Below are 23,512 nucleotides of genomic sequence, written 5' to 3'. Positions count from 1 at the left end.
AAACCCTCGTTCTGGCCTTGGCTTCTTGCGCGGCGACAATCAGATCGAAAACGCGCCGCTCGTCGCGATGCCCGCGCTCTGCGCGAGACCCTTCACCCACTTGCGCGCGGGCAAGCCGAGTTGCGCTTCGATGAGCTTCGCGCGCGCGTCGAGCGCGTCGAACGAGACGTCGAGCGCGGGACCGGCGAACGCGATCGCGACGCGATTGCCGTCGTGCACTTCGGGCAGCGCGATCACGCGATGACCGAACGCCTCGTTCAGATGACGCATGTTGCGCACGAAGCTTGGATGATCGCCGAAGAGGTTGATCGTGACGACGCCCGCTTCCGGCGTGAGACACGCGCGGCACGCGCGATAGAACGAGACGCTGTCGAGCACGGGGCCGCGCGCGGTGGCGTCGTACAAATCGATCTGCAACGCGCCGATCGTCCCGTGATTCGCGCGATCGTTGACGAACTCCCACGCGTCGCGTTCGGTGACGGTGAGGCGCGCGTCGTCGTAGGGCAGTTCGAACATCGCGCGCGCGGCGATCACGACCGCGGGATTCAGTTCGACGGCCTCCACTTTCGCGTGCTTCAGAAAGCGATAGCAGAACTTCGTGAGCGCCGCCGCGCCGAGCCCGAGTTGCACAATGCGTTCGGGCGTTTCGACGAAAAGAAGCCACGCCATCATCTGCTGCGCGTATTCGAGCTCGATGTGATCGGGCTTCTTCAGACGCATCGCGCCTTGCACCCATTCGGTGCCGAAATGCAGATAGCGCACGCCGCCCTCTTCCGAGAACGTCACGGGGGCGAAGCGCGGCTTGCGGGGCGCGTCGATGCGCGGCGCGTTCGCGAGATCGTCGCGGTCGTCGTCACTGCGCTTGCGCTTCGATTGAGTGTCGTCTTTTTTGCGGCCGAACGCGCGAGCTTCCGCCGACGCGCGCTTGATGAGATTCGTCATTGTGTGCTGAGGATGTCGCGCCAGATGCGCAATTTTTGATCGAACGAGAGAATAGCATTGGCCGCGCTCGACGACGGCAGCACGAGCGTCGCGTAGCCTGCGGCGCTCGAAACGGGCGCGAACTTGCCCGAGGTCTTGCCGTTGAAGCACACCTTGCGCAGCTTCGGAAAGCGCGTATGGAACTGCGCGAAGTCGTTGGGCGACGCGTTGCGGATCGCCGTATCGAGGCTGCCTTCGCGCTCACATGCGGCGAGCACGTCCCATAGACCGATGCCATGCGCGACGAGACGCGCGAGACGATCGTCATAGGCGAGTGCGTGAAGATCCTCGCCGATCGCCGCGCCGACGAGCCGCCAGAACTGATTGCGCGGATGCGCGTAGTACTGCGTCGCCGCGAGCGATGCGACGCCCGGAAAACTGCCGAGGATGAGCGTGTGCGTCTCTTCATCGCCGATGGGCTCGAATCCCGCAAGTTTCATCTTGCCTCGCCGTGCGCGACGCGCTTCGCATGCGAGCTCAGGTGATCGTATGAGCGGGCATGTTCGCGCCGATGCGTACCGTGCATCGTCGCGAGCCTGCGCCAGAGCGCATCGAGCATGCACTCGGTGACCATCAGCGGCGCGTCGTGGCGTTTGAAAACCGAACGGCGCGCGACGAGCGCGTGCGCACGTTCATTCCCTTGCGCCGACGCGAGCCGATGCAGCGGATGCCGCGCAGTGATTCTGCGGCTCGCGAGCGCCGAACGCGACACGCTGCTGTCGCTATAAAGCAGTTCGGCGAGCGGACGCGTGCGCAGACGGCGCATCGATTGCCACACGCCCGCGCTGTGCGACAGCGGCACGATGCTATGCGCAACGACGAACGGCACGCCATCGACCTTCAACGCGACTTCGCGCACCCACACCGGCGTGCGCGGCGTGAGCCCGAGCGCGGTCGCTTCATCCTGCCAGGGCATGTCGACGGCTTCGCGCGTGACTTCGACCGTCACCCCGCCGAGCGTGCGCAGCTGCGCGGTCAGCGAGCCGCCGCGTGTAAGCCAGTCCTTTTGTGCGTCGGTGAGCGATGAAAGCGGGACGATGCGCCAGTGCGCATCGACGGGATCGTTGGGCGTGAGCATGCTGCGGATTATAAATTCCGCGTCTTACGGCGCGCGAACACAAGAAAAAACGCGCCGCCGGTTTCCCGGCGGCGCGTTCATCGGCAGCGTTCGAGCGAACTCAACGCGCGAGCAACAGCACATTCGTGCGCTTCACGAAGCTCGCCGGATCTTCCAGCGCGCCGCCTTCGGCAAGCAACGCCTGGTCGAAGAGCAGATGGCACCAGTCGACGAAATTCGCACTGTCCGCGTTCAGCGCCTTCACCAGCGGATGCTCCGGATTCACTTCGAGAATCGGCTCCGCCTGCGGCGCCTTCTGCCCCGCGGCCTTCAGCATGCGTTGCAGATAGCCGCTCATGTCGCCTTCATCGGCGACGAGGCAGCTCGGCGAATCGGTGAGACGGAACGTGAGACGCACGTCCTTCGCCTTGCCTTCGAGTGCTTCCTTCATCTTTTCGACGAGCGGCTTCATCTCCTCGCCGACCTTCTCCTGCTGCTGCTTTTCCTCGTCGTCGAGCGCGCCGAGATCGAGGTCGCCGCGTGCGACGCTCGCAAGCGGCTTGCCATCGAACTCATTGAGGAACGACAGCATCCATTCGTCGACGCGATCGGTCAGCAGCAGCACCTCGACGCCCTTCTTGCGGAACACTTCGAGATGCGGGCTGTTCTTCGCGGCCTGCCAGCTGTCGGCGGTGACGTAGTAGATCTTCGTCTGCTCGGGCTTCATGCGCGCGACGTAATCGGCGAGCGACACGTTCTGGGCGTCGCTGTCGTTATGCGTCGATGCGAACCGCACCAGCTTCGCGATCCGCTCGCGATTGCTGAAATCCTCGCCGATGCCCTCCTTCAGCACCTGCCCGAACTCGTTCCAGAAGGTCGCGTACTTTTGCTTGTCCGCTTCTTCGGTCGCTTCGGCGGAGGACGATGCGATCTCTTCGAGCATGGACAGCACGCGCTTGGTCACGCCTTCGCGGATCGCCTTCACATCGCGGCTTTCCTGCAGGATTTCGCGCGACACGTTGAGCGGCAGATCGGCCGAATCGACCACGCCCTTCACGAAACGCAGATACGCGGGCAGCAGCTGCTCGGCATCGTCCATGATGAACACGCGCTTCACGTAGAGCTTCAGCCCGCCGCGATGCTCGCGGTTCCACAGATCGAACGGCGCGTGCTTCGGCACGTACAGCAGTTGCGTGTACTCGCTGCGGCCTTCGACGCGGTTGTGCGTCCACGCGAGCGGATCGTCGTGATCGTGCGAGATGTGCTGATAGAACTGCTTGTACTGTTCGTCGCTGATGTCGTTCTTGGGGCGCGTCCAGAGCGCGCTCGCCTGGTTGACGGTCTCGTCCTCGTCCTTCGTGACCATCTCGCCTTTCTCGGCGTCCCACTCTTCCTTCTTCATCAGAATGGGCAGCGCGACGTGATCCGAGTACTTCTGGATGATCGATTTCAGCCGGTGCGACGACAGCAATTCGTCCTCGTCGGCGCGCAGATGCAGCGTGATGGTCGTGCCGCGTTGCGCGCGCTCGATGTCCTCGACTTCGAAATCGCCTTCGCCCGCGCTCGTCCAGCGCACGCCCTCGTTCGCCGGCAAACCGGCGCGGCGCGTTTCGACGGTGATCTTGTCCGCGACGATAAAGCCCGAATAAAAGCCGACACCGAACTGGCCGATGAGCGCCGCGTCCTTCTGCTGGTCGCCGGAAAGCTTCGAGAAAAATTCCTTCGTGCCCGAGCGCGCGATGGTGCCGAGGTGAGAAATCGCTTCGTCGCGGCTCATGCCGATGCCGTTGTCGTCGATGGTGACGGTGCGCGCGGCTTTATCGAACGACACGCGGATACGCAGGTCCGGGTCGTTCTCGTAGAGCGCGCTGTTCTCGATGGCTTCGAAGCGCAGCTTGTCGGCGGCATCGGATGCGTTGGAAATCAGCTCACGCAGGAAAATTTCCTTGTTGCTGTAGAGCGAATGGATCATCAGATGCAGAAGCTGCTTCACTTCTGCCTGAAAGCTCATGGTTTCTTGCGCCATGGTCGGGTCCTCTGTGTTGATTTCGTTAGTGCGATTGCCTTGGCGGCGTGTTGGCTACGCGGCCAATTTGCCCTAAATAAGGGCGGCCGGCGGTTTTTCAAGTTCGCCAAATCCGCTACATAGAAGCACAAGCAAACAAAAAAAGCGCGTCAGGCGCTGCGCCGCGCGGCCTTTTCCAAATAGTTGGACAACAACCCGGGCAGCGCCGGATCGCCGCAATTGGCGATGTTGAAGCGCATCCACGTCGTCGGCGACTGATGCGGCGAGAAGAGGCTGCCGGGCGTCAGCAGAAAGCCCGCTTCGTGGCCCGCCGCCGCGAGACCATCGGAATCGACGCCAGCATCCGCCCACAGGAACATGCCGGCCGCCGGTGTCGCGAACAGTCGCAAACCGGTCTTTTCCAACATGCGAGCGGTCTTGTCGCGCACGCCGTCGAGCCTTGCGCGCAGCCGTTCGACGTGTCGCCGGTAGTGCCCTTCGGTCAGCACCTTGTAGACCACGCGTTCGTTGATCTCGGGACTCGTCATGCCGACGAGCATCTTCTGGTCGGCGAGCGCCTTCGCCACTTCCGGCGCCGCCGCGATATAGCCGACGCGCAGATTGGCCGCGAGCGTCTTCGAAAAGCTGCCGAGAAAGATCACGCGCTTCAACTGATCGAGCGAGGCGAGGCGCGTCGCGGGAAAGCCCGCCGGACAGAGATCGCCGTACACATCGTCCTCGACGACGATGAAGTCGTATTCCTGCGCGAGTTGAAGAATGCGAAACGCCTGCGCCGCCGTGAGCGACGTGCCGGTCGGATTCTGCAGCACCGAATTGATGATCAGCATTTTCGGCCGCCACGTCGCGACGAGCGTTTCCAGCGCGTCGAGATCGGGGCCGTCGGGCGTGTACGGCATGCCGACGAGCCGCGCGCCCTGCGACGCGAAGCGCCCGAACATCTGGAACCACGCCGGATCGCCGACGATCACCGCGTCGCCGGGCTTCACATACAGCCGCGAGATCAGGTCGATCGCCTGCGTGATGCCCGACACGAGCACGATCTGCCGCGCCGCCGACGCGCCGATTTCCAGTTCTTCGAGCCGCGTCTGCAACTGCTGGCGCAGCGGCAGAAACCCTTGCGGCGTGCCGAAGCCAAGCATCTGCGCGCCGCTCTGGCGCGACAGCGAGCGCAGCGCGTTGGTGATCAGTTCGCCATCGAGCCAGCGGCCCGGCAAATAGCCGAGCCCCGGCCCTTTCTCAGGACTCGACGTATGCAGCATGTTGCGCAGCAGCCAGACCACGTCGATGGTGTTCTGCACCGGTTCGCGCTCCGCCGCGACGGCGGGCGTCTCGCCTTTCGCGACGAGCGCCGGCGCGACGCGCTCGCGCACATAGAAGCCCGAGCCGCGCCGCGAATCGAGATAGCCGTGCGCGACGAGCCGCTCGTACGCCTCGACGACCGTGAAACGCGACACGCCCTTGTCGAGCGCGAGCTTGCGGATCGACGGCATGCGCATGCCGGGCCGGAACACGCGCTCGTCGATACGGCGGCGGCCCCATTGCACCAGTTGATCGACGAGCGTGAGTTGCGCGGCGTCGTGCGGGGCGGGAATCTGGTCGAGCGGAACGGACATGCGGGCCTCCGGTGTACGGGGAGCGCGGCTATGCGCCGGAAAGAACTGTACCGAATAGTATTGGGCTGATTGTACCGTTACTGTTATGGTGATAGCGGCTACATTTTGCTTTCGGCGTCCGGCGTGCGATACGGAAAGCGTTATGCTGTCGGCCCCTGTTTATCGCATCGCTCCGTCATGACCGATCATCGACTCAAACTCGATCACCTCGTGGTCGCCGCACGCACGCTGGAAGAAGGTGCGCAGTTCGTCGCCGCGAAATTCGGCGTCGAGACGGTAGCCGGCGGCGCGCACCCGCTGATGCGCACGCACAACCGGCTGCTGAATCTGTGGGGCGGCGCGTATCTGGAAGTGATCGCGATCGATCCGTCCGCGGCGAACGTCGAGTCGACCCGGCCGCGCCTTTTCGCATTGGACGATCCCGGGATGCAGCGTCGCCTCGCCGATGACGGCCCGCAACTCGTGCATTGGGTCGCGCGCGTCGACCGCCCGAAGTCGCTTTCTCGCTGGCGCGAGCAGTATCCGCAGCGCATTGCACCCGTCGCGGCGATGTCGCGTGCGGGCAACACGTGGGGCCTGACCGTGCCCGACGACGGCGCGTTTCCGTCGTGGCAAGGCGCCGGCGACGGCGTGCTGCCCTCGCTGATCCAGTGGGACACGCCGCGCCATCCGAGCGACGCGCTGCCGGAAACGGGCATCGCGCTGCGCGCGCTGACGGGTTTCCATCCGGAAGCGCAAGCGCTGTCCGAACAGCTTGCTTGGCTCGGCGCGGCGCATCTGATGCGCATCGAGCAGATGGCGGGCGCGCCGACGCTCGTCGCACAGTTCGATCTGCCGGACGGATCGACGCTCACGCTCGGTGAATCGGCGGAACAGGCGCAGGCCCGCGAGGAAGAAGCGCGGCAGGCGTCGAAGCGCCGCCGCGTGAAGAAAACGGACGCGCAGGACGAACCCGAAGCGCCGCCGCAACCCGATTGAACCCGCGCGTCGGACAAACAAGGAGACACCGCACGATGAAAACCCGCGAAACCGAAGGCATGCTGCTCGGCCTGATCGGCGTCGTCATTTTTAGTCTGACGCTGCCGATGACGCGCATCGTCGTCGCGGAGGTGCATCCGCTCTTGAACGGCCTCGGACGCGCCCTCGTCGCGGCGATTCCGGCCGCCGCACTGCTCATCTGGCGCCGCGAAAAGCTGCCGACGTGGCCGCAGGTCAAGAGCCTCGCCGTCGTCGCGCTCGGCGTGATCATCGCGTTTCCGGTGTTTTCGGCATGGGCGATGAAGACCGTGCCCGCGTCGCACGGCGCGGTCGTGAACGGCCTGCAGCCTCTGTGCGTCGCGATCTATGCCGCGTGGCTGTCGCACGAGCGGCCGTCGAAGGCATTCTGGGCGAGCGCGGTGGCGGGCAGCGCGATCGTCGTCGCGTTCGCGTTGCAGGCGGGCGGCGGCGGCCTGCAGGCCGGCGATCTGCTGATGCTCGTCGCGGTCGGCATCGGCGCGCTCGGCTACGCGGAAGGCGCGCGGCTCGCGCGTCAGATGGGCGGCTGGCAGGTGATCTGCTGGGCGCTCGTGCTCTCCGCGCCGTTCCTGTTGCTGCCGGTCGGCTGGCTCGCGTGGGCGCAGTTTTTCGGAAGCCATGCGGCGCATCCCGAACCGCTCGCGCTCAAGACATGGCTCGCGTTCGGCTATGTCACGCTGTTTTCGCAATTCATCGGTTTCTTCGCGTGGTACGCCGGACTCGCGATGGGCGGCATCGCGCGCGTCGGGCAAGTCCAACTGCTGCAGATCTTCTTCACGATGGCCTTCTCCGCACTCTTCTTCGGCGAGCACGTGAGCGCGTCGACCTGGCTGTATGCGGCCGCCGTCATTGCGACCGTCGTGCTGGGCCGCAAGACCGCCGTGCGTCCCGCGCCGCCGGCGGCAGTCGTCTCGGCAGGCACGACGCACGCAAGATGACGCACTCGCGCGATAATTGCGCTTTGCCGTACCTCGTCAGCCCAAAAATTCGCGGCCCGCGCCGCGAAAGACATCATCCCAGAGACAATCGAGGCATTTCATGAATCAAGCCGATCTCCGCGCCACGCCCTGGCAACTCTCCGAACGCGCACGCAAGCTCACCAGTTCGGCGATTCGCGAAATCCTGAAGGTTACGGAGCGGCCCGAAGTCATTTCGTTCGCGGGCGGCCTGCCCTCGCCCGCAACGTTTCCCGTCGAGGAAATGCGCCACGCCTCGGAACGCATCCTGCGCGATCAGCCCGCCGCCGCGCTCCAGTACAGCGCGACCGAAGGCTATATGCCGCTGCGCGAATGGGTCGCCGCGCGCTATTCGGTGAACGGCGCGCATATCCGCCCGACGCAGGTGCTCATCACGACCGGCTCGCAACAGGCGCTCGATCTGCTCGGCAAGACGCTCGTCGATCCGGGCAGCCGCGTGCTCGTCGAAACGCCGACGTATCTCGGCGCGCTGCAGTCGTTTTCGCTCTTCGAGCCGCATTACGTGCAGGTGCCGACCGACGAATCCGGCCTGATCCCCGAAGCGCTCGACGCCGCGCTCACCGCGAACGCACGCCTGCTCTACGCGCAGCCGAACTTCCAGAATCCGACAGGCCGCCGCCTGCCGCTCGAACGCCGCCGCGCGCTCGCCGCGTTCGCGCAGAAGGCGTCCTTTCCGGTGATCGAGGACGATCCCTACGGCGCGCTCGACTACGCCGGCGCCCCGCTGCCGACGCTGCTCTCGATGGCGCCCGAGCATATCGTGCATCTCGGCTCGTTCTCGAAGGTGCTGGCGCCGGGCCTGCGCGTGGGCTACATCATCGCGCCCGAGGAATTGCACTTCAAACTGGTGCAGGCAAAACAGGCCACCGATCTGCACACGCCGAGCCTCACGCAGCGCATCGTCTACGAAGTGGTCAAGGACGGCTTTCTCGATCAGCACGTTCCGACCATCCGCGCGCTCTATCGCGACCAGTGCGAGGCGATGCTTCACGCGCTGGAACGCCACATGCCCGCCGGCGTCGAATGGAACCGGCCGGAAGGCGGCATGTTCGTGTGGGTGAAACTGCCGCAACACATCGATTCGATGAAGCTGCTCGAGCAGGCGATCGCGCAGAATGTGGCCTTCGTGCCCGGCGGTCCGTTCTTCGCGAACGAGGCCCAGCTCAACACGATGCGCCTCTCCTTCGTGACGGTTCCGCCCGCGACGATCGACGAAGGCGTGGCCAAGCTCGGCGCGCTGATTCGCGCGAGCGTCTGATTTCAACGTTCAGAGGAGCAACAGATGGCATCCAACGTGTACGACAAGCTGAAGGAACTCGGCATCGAACTACCCACGGCGGGCGCGCCCGCCGCCGCTTATGTGATGAGCGCGCAGAGCGGCAACACCGTGTATCTCTCCGGGCACATCGCGAAGAAGGACGGTAAGGTGCATGTCGGCAAGCTCGGCGACGACATCACGACGGAAGAAGGCAAGGCCGCGGCGCGCAACGTCGCCATCGACCTGATCGCGACCCTGCACGCGCACGTCGGCGATCTGAACAACGTGAAGCGCATCGTCAAGGTGATGAGCCTCGTGAATTCGACGTTCGGCTTCACCGAGCAGCACATCGTTACGAACGGCGCGTCGGAGCTGATCGCGCAAGTGTTCGGCGATGCGGGCAAACATGCGCGCTCGGCGTTCGGCGTGGCGCAGATTCCGCTCGGCGCGTGCGTCGAGATCGAGTTGATCGCGGAAGTCGCTTAAAGCGCGTCTGCCGTCGCTCGTCAGCGAAACCCGACGCGCTCCGGCCGTCGGGTTTTTTGTGTGCTTTTCAATTCGATACGCTCATGTCCGCGCGCACCGTCCAGTTCAAGCAGGTCGATGTCTTCACGCCGGTTCCGTTCAAAGGCAATCCGCTCGCGGTGATCTTCGACGCCGAAGGCCTGTCGGCCGAACGCATGCAGGAGATCGCGCGCTGGACCAATCTGTCCGAGACGGCGTTCCTGATGCCGCCGACCGATCCGCGCGCCGACTATCGCGTGCGCATTTTCACGACGGCCGTCGAGCTGCCCTTTGCCGGACATCCGACGCTCGGCAGCGCGCACGCGCTCATCGACAGCGGTTACACGCCGAAGACGCCCGGCCGGCTCGTGCAGGAATGCGGCGTCGGGCTCGTCACGCTCGCCGAGCGCGGCAACGGCGAGTGGGCCTTCGCCGCGCCGCCCGCGACCATCGCGCCGCTGACCGACGCGCAGAACGAGCGCCTCGCCGCTGCGCTCGCGCCCGCGGTAATCGATTTCAGCGCGCCGCCCGCCGCCGTCGACAACGGCGCGCCGTGGCTCGTCGTGCGCGTGAAGGACGCGGCGCAATGTCTCGCGCTATCGCTGCGCGGGCAGGCGCGGGATGCGTTGCAGGCGCTCGTCGCGGAAGTGGGCACGCACGGCATCGCCGTGTACGGACCGCATGACGCCGATGGTCCCGCGACCTTCGAGCTGCGCGTGATCCTGCTCGGCGCGGAGAACATCGAAGATCCGGTGACGGGCAGCGCGAACGCGGCGCTCGCCGCGCTCCTGACACAACAAGGCAAGCGGCCCGGCGCTTCATACACCGTGCGGCAAGGCACCGCGCTCGGCCGCGACGGCCGCGTGAGCATCGAATACGGCGACCGGGAAGACGGCGCACCGATCTGGATCGGCGGGGCCTCGGTAACTGTGATCGACGGCACATTCTGCATCTGAAACAATGACCTACGCGCTGCCGGCAGGCGCGCGTATACCCCCAAGCGTCGCCCCTTTCTTAATCTTCGAGGCTTCGCTAATATCTGAACAATCGGGGATCAGAACGCAATCGCGGTTTCACATCGGCGAAAGACTGGCGTCGCGAGTGTGATCCGCTTGCGCCGCAGCGCAAACGTATGCTCTTAACGACACCGAACGCTCGCCGTCTCGCTCATGCCGGGCTTCGGGCGCCGCTGCGAAGCACCGCTCGCCGAACGGCCGTTGCGCGACCTCCTGGCGTGAATCCGGACGTGGATCGGGTCTCGGAGAAACAAGCCGCCGATCATCCGCTGCGCGCCGCGCACGGTATAGTCACTCGTTTCGGCCGAACGCCTCAAAACATGCATCGCTTCGTCCACCTCGCGCAGTTCGCAGCACGCCACGCGCTACGCGGCAGAGCGCCGGCGGACGCGCCATGAAGCGCGTGCGCTCCTACGCCATTTCCGACACCCTCTTCGGCGCGCCGACGGCGCGGCGTCGGCGCGCCCTCCTCGCCATTCCCGTGCTCGGCACCTTCGTGCTGGTGCTGCTGTGGGCGGTGATCTTCGCCCGGCTCTCCGTCGAGCGCGAAGCGACGACACACGAATCGATGGCCTCCGCCGCGATCCTTTCTTCGGCGCTCGAGCAGCACACCATCAAGGCGATCCATCAGGTCGACCAGATCACCCGCTTCGTCAAGTACGAGTACGAGAAGTCGCCCGACAACTTCGACCTGATCGCAACCGTCGAGAAAGGCGTCGTGCAGAGCGACACGCTCGTGCAAGTCTCGCTGATCGACGAATACGGCACGCTCATCGCCAATACGTCCGATCCGCACCCGAAGCCGATCGACCTGTCCGATCGCGAGCACTACAAGATCCACGCCCATTCGAACGACGACCTGCTGTATATCAGCCGGCCCGTGCGCGGACGCGTGTCGGGTTTGTGGACGTTGCAGATCACGCGCCGGCTCAATCATCCGGACGGCTCGTTCGCGGGCGTCGTAGTCGTGTCGGAAGATCCGGCGTATTTCACGAGCGATTTCTACAACGTCGCGTCGATCGGACGCGAGGGCGTGATCGCCGTCGTGTCGGATAACGGCTCGGTGCTCGCGCGCAGTACGGGCGGCAGTCTCGCCGAAAACGCGGCGGCCAGTTCCGCCGTTAAGAGCAATGCCCACGGCGGCCCGGCGGACCGCGCGCACGCGGCGTTCAGCGCGACCGGCGTGTATCCGACGACGGATCACGCGTCGGGCATCTACGTCGATCCGATCGATCACGTGAAGCGCATCGTGTCGTACCGGCATATCGACGGCTATCCACTCGGCGTGCTCGTCGGCCTCTCCGAGCGCGAGGAGATGATCGACTACAACCACACGCGCAATGTCTATCTGCTGATGGCGAGCTTCATCTCGCTCGCGATGCTCGGCTTCTTCGCGGTCGCGACGGGGCTCATCGGCAAGCTGCTCGGACGCGAGCGCGAGATGACGCATCTCGTCGAATATGATCTGCTGACCGGCCTGCGCAACCGCTACTCGACCCTGCGCGCGCTCAGGCAAGACGTGGCGCAGCCGGAGAACATCGGGCGGCTCGCGCTGCTCTTCATCGATCTCGACAACTTCAAGACGGTCAACGACACGCTCGGTCACAACGCCGGCGATATCGTGCTGCAAATGACCGCGTCGCGGCTCGCGGAGACGGTCGGGCAAAGCGGCACGCTGTCGCGCATCGGCGGCGACGAGTTCGTGGTCGTCGTGAAGGGCGACGACGTCGAACAGCGCGCCGTCACGCTCGCAGACGACATCTCGACGATGTTCGCCACGCCTTTCGACGTGCGCGGCAGCGCGTTCGTGCTGCATGCGAGCATCGGCATCGCGCTCTTTTCGGTATCGAACGAAAGCGAAATCGACCTGCTGAAGAAGGCCGATCTCGCGATGTACAGCGCGAAGGACGCGGGCCGCAACTGCTATCAGTTCTATTCGCCGCAACTGTCGCATCGCGCGGATCATCTGATGAAGTGGGAGCAGCAACTGCGCGTCGCGCTGACCGAGCAGCAACTCTTTCTCGTCTATCAGCCGAAGATCGATCTCACGCGCCGCTGCATCACGGGCTTCGAGGCGCTCGTGCGCTGGAATCATCCGCAGCACGGACTCATTCCGGCGAACGAATTCATTCCGGTGGCGGAATCGACAGGGCTGATCGTCGCGGTCGGCGATTTCGTGATCTACACCGCGTGCATGCAGCTCGCGCAATGGCAGCGCGACGGTTATCACGGGCTGTCGCTCGCCGTGAACATCTCGGCCGTGCAGTTCTGGCGCGGCGACCTGCTGGAGACGGTCGCGCGCGCGATCGAGGCGAGCGGCATTCCGCCCGACAAGCTCGAACTCGAAATCACCGAAACGGTGATGGTCGAGTATCCGGAGCTCGTGCAGGAGAAGATCGTCGCGTTGAAGCGCCTGGGCGTGCGCATCGCGCTCGACGACTTCGGCACGGGCTATTCGTCGCTGTCGTATCTGAACCGCTTCTCGGTCGATACGCTCAAGGTGGATCGCTCGTTCGTCCAGGCGATTCCCGAGGACCGCAGCGTGTGCGTGATGGTGTCGGCGATCATCAACCTGGCGCGCTCGCTGGGACTGACGGTGGTCGTCGAAGGAACCGAACGCGAAGAGCAGATTGCATGGCTCGCGGCGCTCGGGCCGGTGGAAGCGCAAGGCTTCCTGTTCTCACGCCCCGTGCCGGCGGATGGCGTGCAGGCGCTGCTCGACCGCTTCGGCGTGTGCGGATGGCCGCGCGGACAGTCGCCGCGCTCGCGCAAGGATGCGGGTCAGGAGTCGAGCACCGCGCTGACGGATGCGCGCGGCGGGTAAGACGCTTTCCGGTTATCGCTGCGCGATCGACCATTGATTCGGTGCGAAGCGCACGTCGAAGCGCGAAAGGAACGACTGCCCGAGCAATCCGTCGATACCGGCGCCGAAACTCGCGCCGCCGGTGTTGTCCACGGTCACCGGCACATTCGATGCCGTAACGCCGTTCAGCGCGATGGTATCGGCTTGTGTGAGTTTGGCATCGCGCGCACCGTTCGCGGTTTGCATGTGGATCACCTTCGCATGGTCGGTGTGAATGCTGGCGCGCTGCGCGAACCCGGACGTCAATCCGACATACGATGCGCCCGTATCCACGATGAACGTACCTTCCGTCCCGTTGATCGTCACGCGGACCTTGATCGTGCTGCCGGTGCGGCGCGCGAACGTCGCCTGCCCGGACGCGTAGCTCGAAGGGCAGGTCTGCGTCGAAGCGTATCGGGCGATCATCGACTTCGCCTGTGGATTGTCGGCGCGATCGGGGCTCGCGGACGTCCACATCCGGATCATGCCGATCGCGTCACAGTAGCGCCCGGCGCGCGCATGAATCTCTGCCGCGCGAATGAAGAGATTGCCGCTTAAGGCTGCGCGATCGGACTCCAGCGCGAGCACCTGCATGTAGTCGGATAGCGCTTCATCGTAACGTTCCGCGCTTTCCAGCGCCCTGCCACGGTCGAAGGTGAACTGCGCATTCAGCGGGTCATTCGCCAGCAGCCGGTTCAGCAGATCGATCGCCTGTTTGAAGTCTCCCGTCGCGATGAAATCGTCCGCCGCCGCACTGAGGAAACCGTCGGCCCTGCCGCAGTGTTCGACAAACTGGACGAGCACTCTTCCTGCGTCGGCGTGAAAGCCGAGCAAGTCGAGTTGCGCGGCCAATGTGCCCATCGCGGTCCGGTCGCAGGCCTGCTCGCTCAGCTGGATCAGCGCGCGATTGATTTCCGGCTTGAGCAAATCGCCATTCGGGATTTTGGAGAGCCGATACGTCTGTACGGCCGGCCGGATCGCGGCCGGAACCTGAATGTCGTAGGAGCCGGATTCGCGACATCCGGCCAGCGCCGCGAGCGCCAGAAAGACTGTTCGATACGCCCATCGTGCCCTGCGTCGATGCCTTGCCTGCTTGTTCATGAGTTGATTGCACTGTCATGGGAATTGGATCGCCGCAAAGATCGACGAACCCACGACACCTGCGCAATCGAAGAAACTCGAAATCAGGCCGGCACGCGTATCGAAGAATCAAAAACCGCGCGACAGCACCGCCGTGCCGATCGTCACGACGCCGAGCACGAGATTGATCACGACGAGCCGTCTCACGGTCCCGACCGCCCTCGCGCCGTCGGGCCAGTTCTGCGCCTGCACGGCGCGACGGATGCGCGGAAACACGGCGAAGCGGATATGACCGTAGATCAGCATCATCACGATGCCGAGACCGGCCATCGTATGCAAGGGCCACGCCGCGTGACCGCCGCCGAACTCCATGAGCAGGAAGCCGCCGGTGATCAGAATCACGAGCACCGACGCGCCCACCCAATTGAAGAAACGGGCGAAGACCGATTCCCAAAGCGGCAGACGCAGTTGCGGCGTGAGATCACCGAGCGCGGGACGCAGGCAGAAATGCGCGAAGATCATGCCGCCTATCCAGACGGCGACGCCGAGCAAATGCAGAAAGAGCGCCGCTTCGATGGCTTTGTTCATTGGGGATTCCGGATGCGGTTCAAAACTCGATGGACGGGTTGCGGCGTGAAAGTCATGGGCGGACTCAAGCCGAAGATTGGAAACTGCTGCTGCAAGTGACGAGACTTGGCGGTCGAGCCCAGAACACTAAGAATGCGAGTCGCGTAACGAGTTCCCGCATTGGTGCATATTTATGATGCGACGCGCGGTCATCGCGGTGCTACTCGCTACCGTCATCCGGATCGTTCGCTAACCTGAATTCGCCGTCGTGCGGCGAAAACGACTTCCACTCGGCTCTTTTTTCGTCGAGCGCCGCTGCGGACCGACGACGATCTGTACGTTGCGGCCAAGACGTGCCAGCAAATCCAGCATCTTCGCCTCGCTGATGCCCCGGAATTGTCCCCGCAGCAGTTGCGACATTTTCGGCTGACTGTTGCCCAGCACCTCGGACGCTCGCTGTTGTGTCCAGCGACGTGCCTTGATGACCTCGCCTATCTTGCCGGCGAGTTGCGCCTTGACTCGCATTTCGTCGGCGTCGGCCGTTTCCAGGTCGGCATAAACGTTGCCGCTGCCCTTTTCAATCTCGATCATTGCCTTCTCCTGCGGCATGCGCTTGCGCCGCTTTCAGCCTCGCCCGAACGATGTCGATGTCCGGCTTCGGCGTGGCGATGCCGTCTGCCGACTTTTTCTGGAAACAATGCAGTACATAGACCGCGTGCACGAACTTCACCGTGTAGACGGCGCGATAGGTGCCATCCCGCGACGACTCCACCACCTCCTTCTCTTTCTTCCATCACGCAATGGCAGATATACCAATATGGGAATCGTCACTGCGTTTCTTTCAAGCATCTCGCTGAGACTTCGCGACGCCAAAGCAAAGTCTGTTGGCTTGGAGCGAGTGTGGAAATGGTGAATAACCGAATGTCGCGAGGCAGATTGGCAGATGCAAAAAAAGCCCGCACGAAGCGGGCTTCTCAGGTCACGGGCGGACGTCAGCGACGCCCCTCAAACACTTTACCCTTCAAATACCGGCCTCAACTCCGTCACCTTCAACGACGAATCCGGCGCACGCCCCTTCCTCGCGCGCTTGCCGAGATGCAATTGCAACTGCGATCCGCTGAGCTTCTCGTCCCGCGCCTTCCCGCCACGCCCCGTGCCGATCATCATCACGCCGCGCGCGTCGAACGCGAGCGCCTGGCGCAGCGTTTCCTTCGCATCGAGGCCCATGAGAATGACGCCGCGACCGCCGCCCGACAGCGTCTTCATCTCGTCCATGCCGAAGACCAGCAGCTTGCCCGCGCTCGACAGGCACGCGACATGAGTCGCGCCCGGATTGATCGGCATCGGCGCAAGCGGAGCCGCACCTTCGTCGATCGTCATGAACGCCTTGCCCGCCTTCTGACGGCTCACCATGTCGCCCAGCTTCGCCATGAAGCCGAAGCCATTGCTCGATGCCAGCAGCAACGGTTGCTCCGCGTTCGCCGCGAAATAGTGCAGCAGATGCGTGCCCGATTCCAGCTCGATCAGCGACGTCACCGGCACGCCGTCACCCCGCCCGCCCGGCAACGCCGACACTGGCACCGAATACACGCGCCCCTTGCTGCCCCACGCGACCAGCGAATCCGGCGTGCGCGCCAGGAACGCCGCATAGAGACCATCGCCCTGCTTGAACGTGAAGCCCGCCGGATCGAGTCCGTGGCCCTTCAACGCGCGCACCCAGCCCTTCTGCGACACGACGACCGTCACGGGTTCATCGACGACACGCGCCTCGAACGTCGCACGCTTTTCCTGCTGAATGAGCGTGCGGCGATCGTCGCCGTATTGCTTCGCGTCCGCTTCGATTTCCCTGATGAGCACGCGCTTCATCGCGGCGTCGCTGTTGAGCAGCTCTTCAAGCTTGGTCTTTTCGTCGCGCAAGTCGGACAGCTCCTGTTCGATCTTGATCGCTTCGAGCCGCGCCAGCTGACGCAGACGAATTTCGAGGATGTCTTCGGCCTGACGGTCGGAGAGATTGAAGCGCGCGATCAGCGCCTGCTTCGGCTCCTCCGATTCGCGGATGATGCGAATGACTTCATCGATATTCAGGAAGACGATCATTCGCCCTTCGAGAATATGGATGCGGTCGTTGACCTTGCCGAGGCGATGCTGCGTGCGCCGCGTCACCGTCACGAAGCGAAAGCCGATCCACTCGTGCAGGATCTCGACGATGCCCTTCTGACGCGGCCGGCCATCCGCGCCGATCATCACGAGATTGATCGTCGCGTTCGATTCGAGGCTCGTATGCGCGAGCAGCGAGTTGACGAACTCGGTCTGATCGATGCGGCTCGACTTCGGCTCGAACACGAGACGCACGGGCGCGTCCTTGCCGGACTCGTCGCGCACGGCGTCGAGCAGGCCGAGCAAGGTCTGCTTGGTCTGGACCTGCTCGGGGGTAAGCGTCTTCTTGCCGAGCTTGATCTTCGGGTTGGTGAGTTCCTCGATCTCCTCGAGCACCTTCTGGCTCGACACGCCCGGCGGCAATTCCGTGATGACGACCTGCCACTGGCCGCGCGCCATGTCTTCGATCTTCCAGCGCGCGCGCACCTTCAGGCTGCCGCGGCCCGTCTCGTAGGCCGCCGAGATTTCCGCGGGCGACGAGATGATTTGCCCGCCGCCGGGGAAATCCGGTCCGGGCAACTTCTCCATCAAACCCGCGTGGCCCATCTTCGGATCGCGGATCATCGCGACGGCGGCTTGCGCGACTTCGCGCAGATTGTGCGACGGGATTTCCGTCGCGAGACCCACCGCGATGCCCGATGCGCCGTTCAGCAACAGGAACGGCAAACGCGCGGGTAAAAGCTTCGGCTCTTCGAACGAGCCGTCGTAGTTCGGCATGAAGTCGACCGTGCCCTGATCGATTTCATCGAGCAGCAGGCGCGCGATGGGCGTGAGGCGCGCTTCCGTGTACCGCATGGCCGCCGCGCCGTCGCCGTCGCGCGAGCCGAAGTTGCCCTGACCGTCGATGAGCGGATAGCGCATCGAGAAGTCCTGCGCGAGACGCACGAGCGCGTCGTACGCCGATTGATCGCCGTGCGGGTGATATTTGCCCAGCACGTCGCCGACCACGCGCGCCGACTTCACCGGTTTCGCGCCGGACGCGAGGCCCATCTCGCTCATCGCGTAGAGAATGCGGCGCTGCACGGGCTTTTGTCCGTCGCAGACATCCGGCAGCGCGCGGCCCTTCACCACGCTCACCGCGTAGTCGAGATAGGCGCGCTCGGCGTAATCGCCGAGCGTCAGTTGTTCGCCGTCCGGTGCGGTCTGTTCGGCGAAGAGATCGTCTGTGATTCCCATCGAATATCGATATCCGTTATGCGTTGCTCAAGTCGCGCTCAAATGTCCGCTTCGACTTCGTTGCCCTTTTCTTCGAGCCAGCTGCGGCGCGATGCCGCTTCGCCCTTGCCCATCAGCATCGTCATGCGCGAGACGGTGAGATCGAAGCCCAGATCGCCGAGGCCGACCGGCAGGAGGCGGCGCGTGTCGGGGTTCATCGTCGTGTCCCAGAGCTGCTCCGCGCTCATTTCGCCGAGACCTTTGAAGCGGCTGATGGTCCACGCCGTTTCCCGCACACCGTCCTTGCGCAACTTGTCGAGGATGGCTTCGAGCTCGCCTTCGTCGAGCGCGTAGAGCTTCTGCGCGGGCTTCTTGCCGCGCGCGGGCGCATCGACGCGAAAGAGCGGCGGACGCGCGACGCACACGTGGCCGCGCTCGATCAGTTGCGGGAAGTGCTTGAAGAAGAGCGTGAGCAGAAGCACCTGAATGTGCGCGCCGTCGACGTCCGCGTCGGAAAGAATGCAGATCTTGCCGTAACGCAGATTCGACAGATCGATCTGATCGTCGGGGCCATGGGGGTCCACACCGATCGCCACGGCGATGTCATGCACTTCGTTGTTCGCAAAGAGCCGGTCGCGTTCCGTTTCCCACGTGTTCAGCACCTTGCCGCGCAACGGGAGAATCGCCTGAAACTCCTTGTCGCGGCCCATCTTCGCGGACCCGCCCGCCGAATCGCCCTCGACGAGGAAAAGCTCGTTGCGCGCGATGTCTGTCGATTCGCAATCCGTGAGCTTGCCCGGCAACACGGCAACGCCCGAGCTTTTCTTCTTCTCGATCTTCTGGCCGGCGCGCGTGCGGGCCTGCGCCTGACGGATCACGAGTTCCGCGAGCTTCTTGCCGAACTCGACGTGCTGGTTCAGCCACAACTCGAGCGCAGGCCGCGAGAACGACGACACGAGCTTCACCGCATCGCGGCTATTGAGGCGTTCCTTGATCTGCCCTTGAAATTGCGGATCGAGCACTTTCGCCGACAGCACGAACGACACGCGCGCGAACACGTCCTCCGCGAGCAGCTTCACGCCTTTGGGCTGCAGGTTGTGAATTTCGACGAAGTTCTTCACCGCCTGGAAGAGGCCATCGCGCAGGCCGGATTCATGCGTGCCGCCCGCGGGCGTCGGAATGAGGTTCACATACGATTCGCGCAAGAGCGGGCCTTCCTCGCTCCACGCGACGACCCACGAGGCGCCCTCGCCTTCCGCGAAAGTTTCCTCGGTGTTCTTCGAGCTTTCCGCGTAGCGCTCGCCTTCGAACAAGGGAATCAGCAGTTCGCTGCCGCCCATGCCTTCGAGCAGATAACCGCGCAGGCCGTCTTCATACTTCCACGTCTGACGCTCGCCCGTCTTCTCGACGACGAGCACCACTTCGACGCCCGGCAGCAGCACGGCCTTCGAGCGCAAGAGACGCTGCAATTCGCCGAGCGGCAGATTGGCGGAATCGAAGTACTTCGGATTCGGCCATGCGCGCACGCGCGTGCCGCTCTTCTTGGCGCCCCGCTCGGCCGCGCGCGTCGTAAGTTCTTCGATGACGTCGCCGTTTGAAAACGCCAGTTGCGCGACCTTGTTGTCGCGCCAGACCGCGACCTCGAGGCGCGTCGCGAGCGCGTTCGTGACGGAGACGCCGACGCCGTGCAGACCGCCCGAGAACGTGTACGCGCCGCCCGCGGCCTTGTCGAACTTGCCGCCCGCATGCAGCCGCGTGAACACGATCTCGACGACCGGCACGCCCTCTTCCGGATGCATGCCGAAGGGAATGCCGCGGCCATCGTCCTCGACGGACACGGAGTTGTCGTTATGCAGCGTGACGATGATCTGTTTGCCGAAGCCGCCGAGCGCTTCGTCGGAGGCGTTATCGATCACTTCCTGAATGATGTGCAGCGGATTCTCGGTCCGCGTGTACATGCCGGGCCGCTGCTTGACCGGCTCCAGGCCCTTGAGCACCTTGATCGATGCTTCGCTGTAGCCGGCTGCCTTGGCGTTCATGACGAGGCGTTTGCCTCGTTCAGTGCCTGTCGCCATTGCGCTGGATTTTTTCGTGGACATAGTTGAACGTTGATCCGGCTCTCGAGCGTTCTCGCGGGAAATGCCACAACGTGACGCCCGATCTGCCGGCGAATGCTTGATGAAAATGCCTGGCCGGATGCCGGTGCGGGAGGCGGAAAACCGCCCGCCGATCCGAGCCGCGCTAGGAGAATAGCGGTTTTCGCACGCCGCGCCCACCTCGGACCGATAAAAGGCGTGTCGTGCGCGGCCCCGAAAGCGCTTACGTGCGCTTCGCTTCCAGCTCTTCCCAGCGCTCGAGCGCGACGAGCAATTCCTCTTCGATCGCCGCGTGGCGCTCCGACAGCCGCGCGCCTTCCTTCGCGTCCTTCGCGAAGATCGAGCCGTCTGCGAGCTGTGCGCCGATCGCCTTCTGCTCGTCTTCCAGTTCGGCGATGCGCCCCGGCAGCGCTTCCAGCTCGCGCTGTTCCTTGAACGACAGCTTCACCGTGCGCTGCGCGTTGCGGCCCGCCGCGCTTTCCTTCGGCGTGTCGTCCTTCGGCGCTTCTTTCGCCGTCTGGCGCGCCGCTTCTTCCGCGATACGCTCCGAACGTTCGCGCTGAATCTGCCAGTCGGAGAAGCCGCCGACATACTCGCGCCACAGGCCGCGGCCCTCCGCGGCGAACACCGACGTCACGACGTTGTCGAGAAACGCGCGGTCGTGGCTCACGAGCAACACGGTGCCGTCGTAATCAGCGAGCAGTTCTTCGAGCAGTTCGAGCGTGGGAATGTCGAGGTCGTTGGTCGGCTCGTCGAGCACGAGCACGTTCGCGGGCCGCGCGAAAAGGCGCGCGAGCAACAGGCGATTGCGCTCGCCGCCCGACAGCGAGCGCACCGGCGAACGCGCGCGTTCCGGCGCGAACAGGAAGTCGCCGAGATAGCTCATCACGTGCTTCTTCACGCCGTTCACTTCGACCCATTCGCTGCCGGGGCTGATGGTGTCGGCGAGCGATTTGTCGAGATCGAGTTGCGCGCGCATCTGATCGAAGTACGCGACCTGAATGTTGGTGCCGACGCGCACGCGCCCTTCGTCGGGCTGCAACTCGCCGAGGATGAGCTTCAGCAATGTGGTCTTGCCCGCGCCGTTCGGACCGACGAGACCGATCTTGTCGCCGCGCATCACCGTGGCCGTGAAGCGGTCGACGATCGTGCGTTCGCCGTAGCGCTTCGTGACATCGGTCAGTTCGGCGACGATCTTGCCGGACTTCTCGCCCTGCCCGACATCGAGCTTCACGTTGCCCTGCACGTTGCGGCGTTCGGCGCGTTCGTTGCGCATTTCCACGAGCCGCGCGATGCGCCCGACGCTGCGCGTGCGCCGCGCCTCGACGCCCTTGCGAATCCACACTTCTTCTTGCGCGAGCAGCTTGTCGAACTTCTCCTGCTCGATTTTTTCGACTTCGAGCTGCTGCGCCTTCCTCGTCTGATACGCGCTGAAATTGCCCGGATACGACAGCAGACGCCCGCGATCCAGTTCGACGATGCGCGTCGCCACGCGATCGAGAAACGCGCGATCGTGCGTGATGAAGAGCAAGCCGGTGCGCAGCGTGACGAGCAGTTCTTCCAGCCAGCGAATGCCGTCGAAGTCGAGATGGTTGGTCGGCTCGTCGAGCAAAAGCACATCGGGCTGCACGACGAGCGCGCGCGCCAGCGCCACGCGCTTTTTCATGCCGCCGGACAGGTCGCCCGCGCGCGCGTCGCCGTCGAGGCCGATTTGCGCGAGCGTCGTTGCGACGCGCGTGCGCCAGTTCCACGCATCGCGCATGTCGAGCGCCGATTGCAGCGCGTTCATGCGCGCGAGCAACGCGTCGTGCTGCGCGCCTTCGGGCGTGTCGGCGAGCGCGTGCGCGACGGCGTCGTACTCGTCGAGCAATGCGCGCGCATCGATCAGGCCGGAGGCGACGACATCGAACACGGAGGCGTCGAGATCGAACTCGGGCTCCTGCGGCACGTAGACGGTCGTGAGCTCGCTCTGACGCGTGACGAGGCCGTCATCGGGCGCGGCGAGCCCCGCGACGATCTTGAGAAGCGACGACTTGCCCGCGCCGTTGCGGCCGATCAGCCCGACACGCTCGCCCGCTTCGAGCGAGAAGTCGGCGTGGTCGAGCAATGCGACGTGGCCGAACGCGAGCTGCGCGTCCGAAATGGAATAAAGCGACATGGGAAAACCGGATGGATGGCGAAGAATCGGCGACGAACACGACAACCGATGGAAGCGGCCATTGTACCGGGCGCCGCGCCCGACAACGCACGACGCGCGCGGCTTAAGGCCGAACGGATGAGGGCCGGCAGCCCAAAATGCGGCAAGGCCGCCCGGATCCGATCCGCGGCGGCCTTGCCTCGTCTCGCGCCGAAAACGCGTTACTTCACATGCACCTTGATCGTCTGGCTCATTTCCGGCCCGTAGGAGCGGTGCGCGCCGTCGCCGAACTGCATCGTCAGCGTGTGATCTCCGGGCGGCAGTTTCACGTCGGCCTCGGTCTGGCCCTTGCCGAAGTGCAGCGACGTATCGTTCGCCGGGATCACGGTGCCCTTCGGCAGCGGCTTGCCATCGATCAGCAGATGGTGATGGCCGGTGCCGTCGGTCATCGTGCCCGCCGGCGCGATCGACATGCCGTCGACGCCGAACTTCACGTGCACGGGGCTCGTAACGGTGGCGTCATCTTTCGGCTCGACGAAATAGACGCGCGCCTGCGCATGCGCCGCGCCGGCGTATTGCGCGAGCAGAAACGCGCCTGTCAGCATCGCACCCAAGATTTTCTTGTTCATCGTTTTCTCCATGTTGTGAAACCGGTCGCTGGCGCGAAAGCGGCGCCGGAGACCCAAAAAGCATACACCGGGCTTACGGATCGCCGTAATCGGGACGATCGCGCCGATTCCTGTAAGATGCCGGGTCGCCGCGCCGCGCATCGTCTTCGAGCGCACGCGGTTTCCGTTTATTTCTTTCGAATCAAGAGTCTGTCGTGAGCGAAGTCATCGAATTCAAGAGCTGGGTCTGCCTGATTTGCGGCTGGATCTACAACGAGGAAGAAGGTCTGCCGGACGACGGCATTCCCGCCGGCACCCGTTTCGACGACATCCCCGCCGACTGGCGCTGCCCGCTGTGCGACGTGGGCAAGGCCGACTTCGTCGTCGTCGAGTTCTGATACCCACTGCCGTTTGCGGGGCG

General features: G+C 64.2%; 19 protein-coding genes and 1 pseudogene. 7 read left to right on the top strand and 13 right to left on the bottom strand.

Annotated features, from left to right (window positions below; all coding sequences use genetic code 11):
* Positions 1-39: 39 nt before the first annotated feature.
* The 5 genes from NCS28_RS03995 to NCS28_RS03975 form a co-directional block, all read right to left on the bottom strand.
* A complete protein-coding gene (locus tag NCS28_RS03995; protein ID WP_250512573.1) occupies positions 40-942 on the bottom strand; it encodes a class I SAM-dependent methyltransferase in 903 nt (300 codons plus the stop codon).
* Entirely contained in the window at positions 939-1,421 is a 483-nt protein-coding gene (locus NCS28_RS03990) for a DNA-deoxyinosine glycosylase (RefSeq protein WP_250512572.1), read from the bottom strand. Before NCS28_RS03990 ends, NCS28_RS03995 begins: the two co-directional genes overlap by 4 nt.
* Complete coding sequence (locus NCS28_RS03985; protein ID WP_250512571.1) at positions 1,418-2,059, bottom strand: chorismate--pyruvate lyase family protein; 642 nt, start codon at positions 2,057-2,059, stop codon at positions 1,418-1,420. Before NCS28_RS03985 ends, NCS28_RS03990 begins: the two co-directional genes overlap by 4 nt.
* A gap of 100 nt (positions 2,060-2,159) precedes the next feature.
* Positions 2,160-4,064 carry a molecular chaperone HtpG gene (gene htpG, locus NCS28_RS03980; protein ID WP_250512570.1) on the bottom strand — a complete coding sequence of 635 codons (1,905 nt, stop codon included), beginning with the start codon at positions 4,062-4,064 and terminating at the stop codon, positions 2,160-2,162.
* A gap of 149 nt (positions 4,065-4,213) precedes the next feature.
* Positions 4,214-5,677, bottom strand: coding sequence for an aminotransferase-like domain-containing protein (locus tag NCS28_RS03975; protein WP_250512569.1), 1,464 nt, complete (start codon positions 5,675-5,677; stop codon positions 4,214-4,216).
* 177 nt (positions 5,678-5,854) lie between these two features.
* On the opposite strand from NCS28_RS03975, the gene NCS28_RS03970 reads away from it, so the two are divergent.
* The 6 genes from NCS28_RS03970 (at position 5,855) to NCS28_RS03945 (ending at position 13,273) form a co-directional block, all read left to right on the top strand.
* Positions 5,855-6,655, top strand: coding sequence for a VOC family protein (locus tag NCS28_RS03970; protein ID WP_250512568.1), 801 nt, complete (start codon positions 5,855-5,857; stop codon positions 6,653-6,655).
* A gap of 35 nt (positions 6,656-6,690) precedes the next feature.
* Positions 6,691-7,632: a DMT family transporter gene (locus tag NCS28_RS03965; protein ID WP_250512567.1), complete on the top strand. Its 942-nt coding sequence runs from the start codon at positions 6,691-6,693 to the stop codon at positions 7,630-7,632.
* A gap of 100 nt (positions 7,633-7,732) precedes the next feature.
* On the top strand, positions 7,733-8,929 hold the full coding sequence (locus NCS28_RS03960) for an aminotransferase-like domain-containing protein (protein WP_250512566.1): 1,197 nt from the start codon (positions 7,733-7,735) through the stop codon (positions 8,927-8,929).
* 24 nt (positions 8,930-8,953) lie between these two features.
* Entirely contained in the window at positions 8,954-9,415 is a 462-nt protein-coding gene (locus NCS28_RS03955) for a RidA family protein (RefSeq protein ID WP_250512565.1), read from the top strand.
* Between the two features lie 83 nt (positions 9,416-9,498).
* The gene (locus tag NCS28_RS03950; RefSeq protein WP_250512564.1) at positions 9,499-10,389 is read left to right on the top strand and encodes a PhzF family phenazine biosynthesis protein; all 891 of its coding nucleotides are present in this window, start codon (positions 9,499-9,501) and stop codon (positions 10,387-10,389) included.
* Positions 10,390-10,843: 454 nt separating this feature from the next.
* Positions 10,844-13,273 carry a bifunctional diguanylate cyclase/phosphodiesterase gene (locus tag NCS28_RS03945; RefSeq protein ID WP_250512563.1) on the top strand — a complete coding sequence of 810 codons (2,430 nt, stop codon included), beginning with the start codon at positions 10,844-10,846 and terminating at the stop codon, positions 13,271-13,273.
* 12 nt (positions 13,274-13,285) lie between these two features.
* On the opposite strand, the gene NCS28_RS03940 is transcribed toward NCS28_RS03945, so the two are convergent.
* From NCS28_RS03940 to NCS28_RS03905, 8 genes and pseudogenes are all read right to left on the bottom strand, one after another.
* The gene (locus NCS28_RS03940; protein ID WP_250512562.1) at positions 13,286-14,392 is read right to left on the bottom strand and encodes a retroviral-like aspartic protease family protein; all 1,107 of its coding nucleotides are present in this window, start codon (positions 14,390-14,392) and stop codon (positions 13,286-13,288) included.
* A 108-nt stretch (positions 14,393-14,500) separates the two neighbouring features.
* On the bottom strand, positions 14,501-14,959 hold the full coding sequence (locus NCS28_RS03935; protein WP_250512561.1) for a CopD family protein: 459 nt from the start codon (positions 14,957-14,959) through the stop codon (positions 14,501-14,503).
* Between the two features lie 228 nt (positions 14,960-15,187).
* Positions 15,188-15,529, bottom strand: a complete 342-nt coding sequence (locus NCS28_RS03930) for a helix-turn-helix domain-containing protein (RefSeq protein WP_250512560.1) — start codon at positions 15,527-15,529, stop codon at positions 15,188-15,190.
* Positions 15,516-15,716: pseudogene (locus NCS28_RS03925) on the bottom strand (type II toxin-antitoxin system RelE/ParE family toxin); the annotation flags it as partial. The gene NCS28_RS03930 and the pseudogene NCS28_RS03925, both read right to left, overlap by 14 nt.
* Before the next feature lie 236 nt (positions 15,717-15,952).
* Positions 15,953-18,271: a DNA topoisomerase IV subunit A gene (gene parC / locus NCS28_RS03920; protein ID WP_250512559.1), complete on the bottom strand. Its 2,319-nt coding sequence runs from the start codon at positions 18,269-18,271 to the stop codon at positions 15,953-15,955.
* A 38-nt stretch (positions 18,272-18,309) separates the two neighbouring features.
* Positions 18,310-20,289, bottom strand: a complete 1,980-nt coding sequence (locus NCS28_RS03915; RefSeq protein ID WP_250512558.1) for a DNA topoisomerase IV subunit B — start codon at positions 20,287-20,289, stop codon at positions 18,310-18,312.
* Positions 20,290-20,569: 280 nt separating this feature from the next.
* Positions 20,570-22,504 (bottom strand): ATP-binding cassette domain-containing protein, encoded by a 1,935-nt coding sequence (locus tag NCS28_RS03910; RefSeq protein WP_250512557.1) that lies wholly within the window; start codon positions 22,502-22,504, stop codon positions 20,570-20,572.
* Positions 22,505-22,704: 200 nt separating this feature from the next.
* Entirely contained in the window at positions 22,705-23,112 is a 408-nt protein-coding gene (locus NCS28_RS03905) for a DUF4399 domain-containing protein (RefSeq protein WP_250512556.1), read from the bottom strand.
* Between the two features lie 194 nt (positions 23,113-23,306).
* On the opposite strand from NCS28_RS03905, the gene NCS28_RS03900 reads away from it, so the two are divergent.
* The gene (locus NCS28_RS03900; protein ID WP_250512555.1) at positions 23,307-23,489 is read left to right on the top strand and encodes a rubredoxin; all 183 of its coding nucleotides are present in this window, start codon (positions 23,307-23,309) and stop codon (positions 23,487-23,489) included.
* The last annotated feature ends 23 nt before the right edge of the window (positions 23,490-23,512 follow it).

Source organism: Caballeronia sp. INDeC2 (assembly GCF_023631325.1).
GTDB lineage: Bacteria > Pseudomonadota > Gammaproteobacteria > Burkholderiales > Burkholderiaceae > Caballeronia.
Note: the sequence above shows the minus strand (reverse complement) of the source record. Positions and strands in the feature narration are given on the sequence as shown.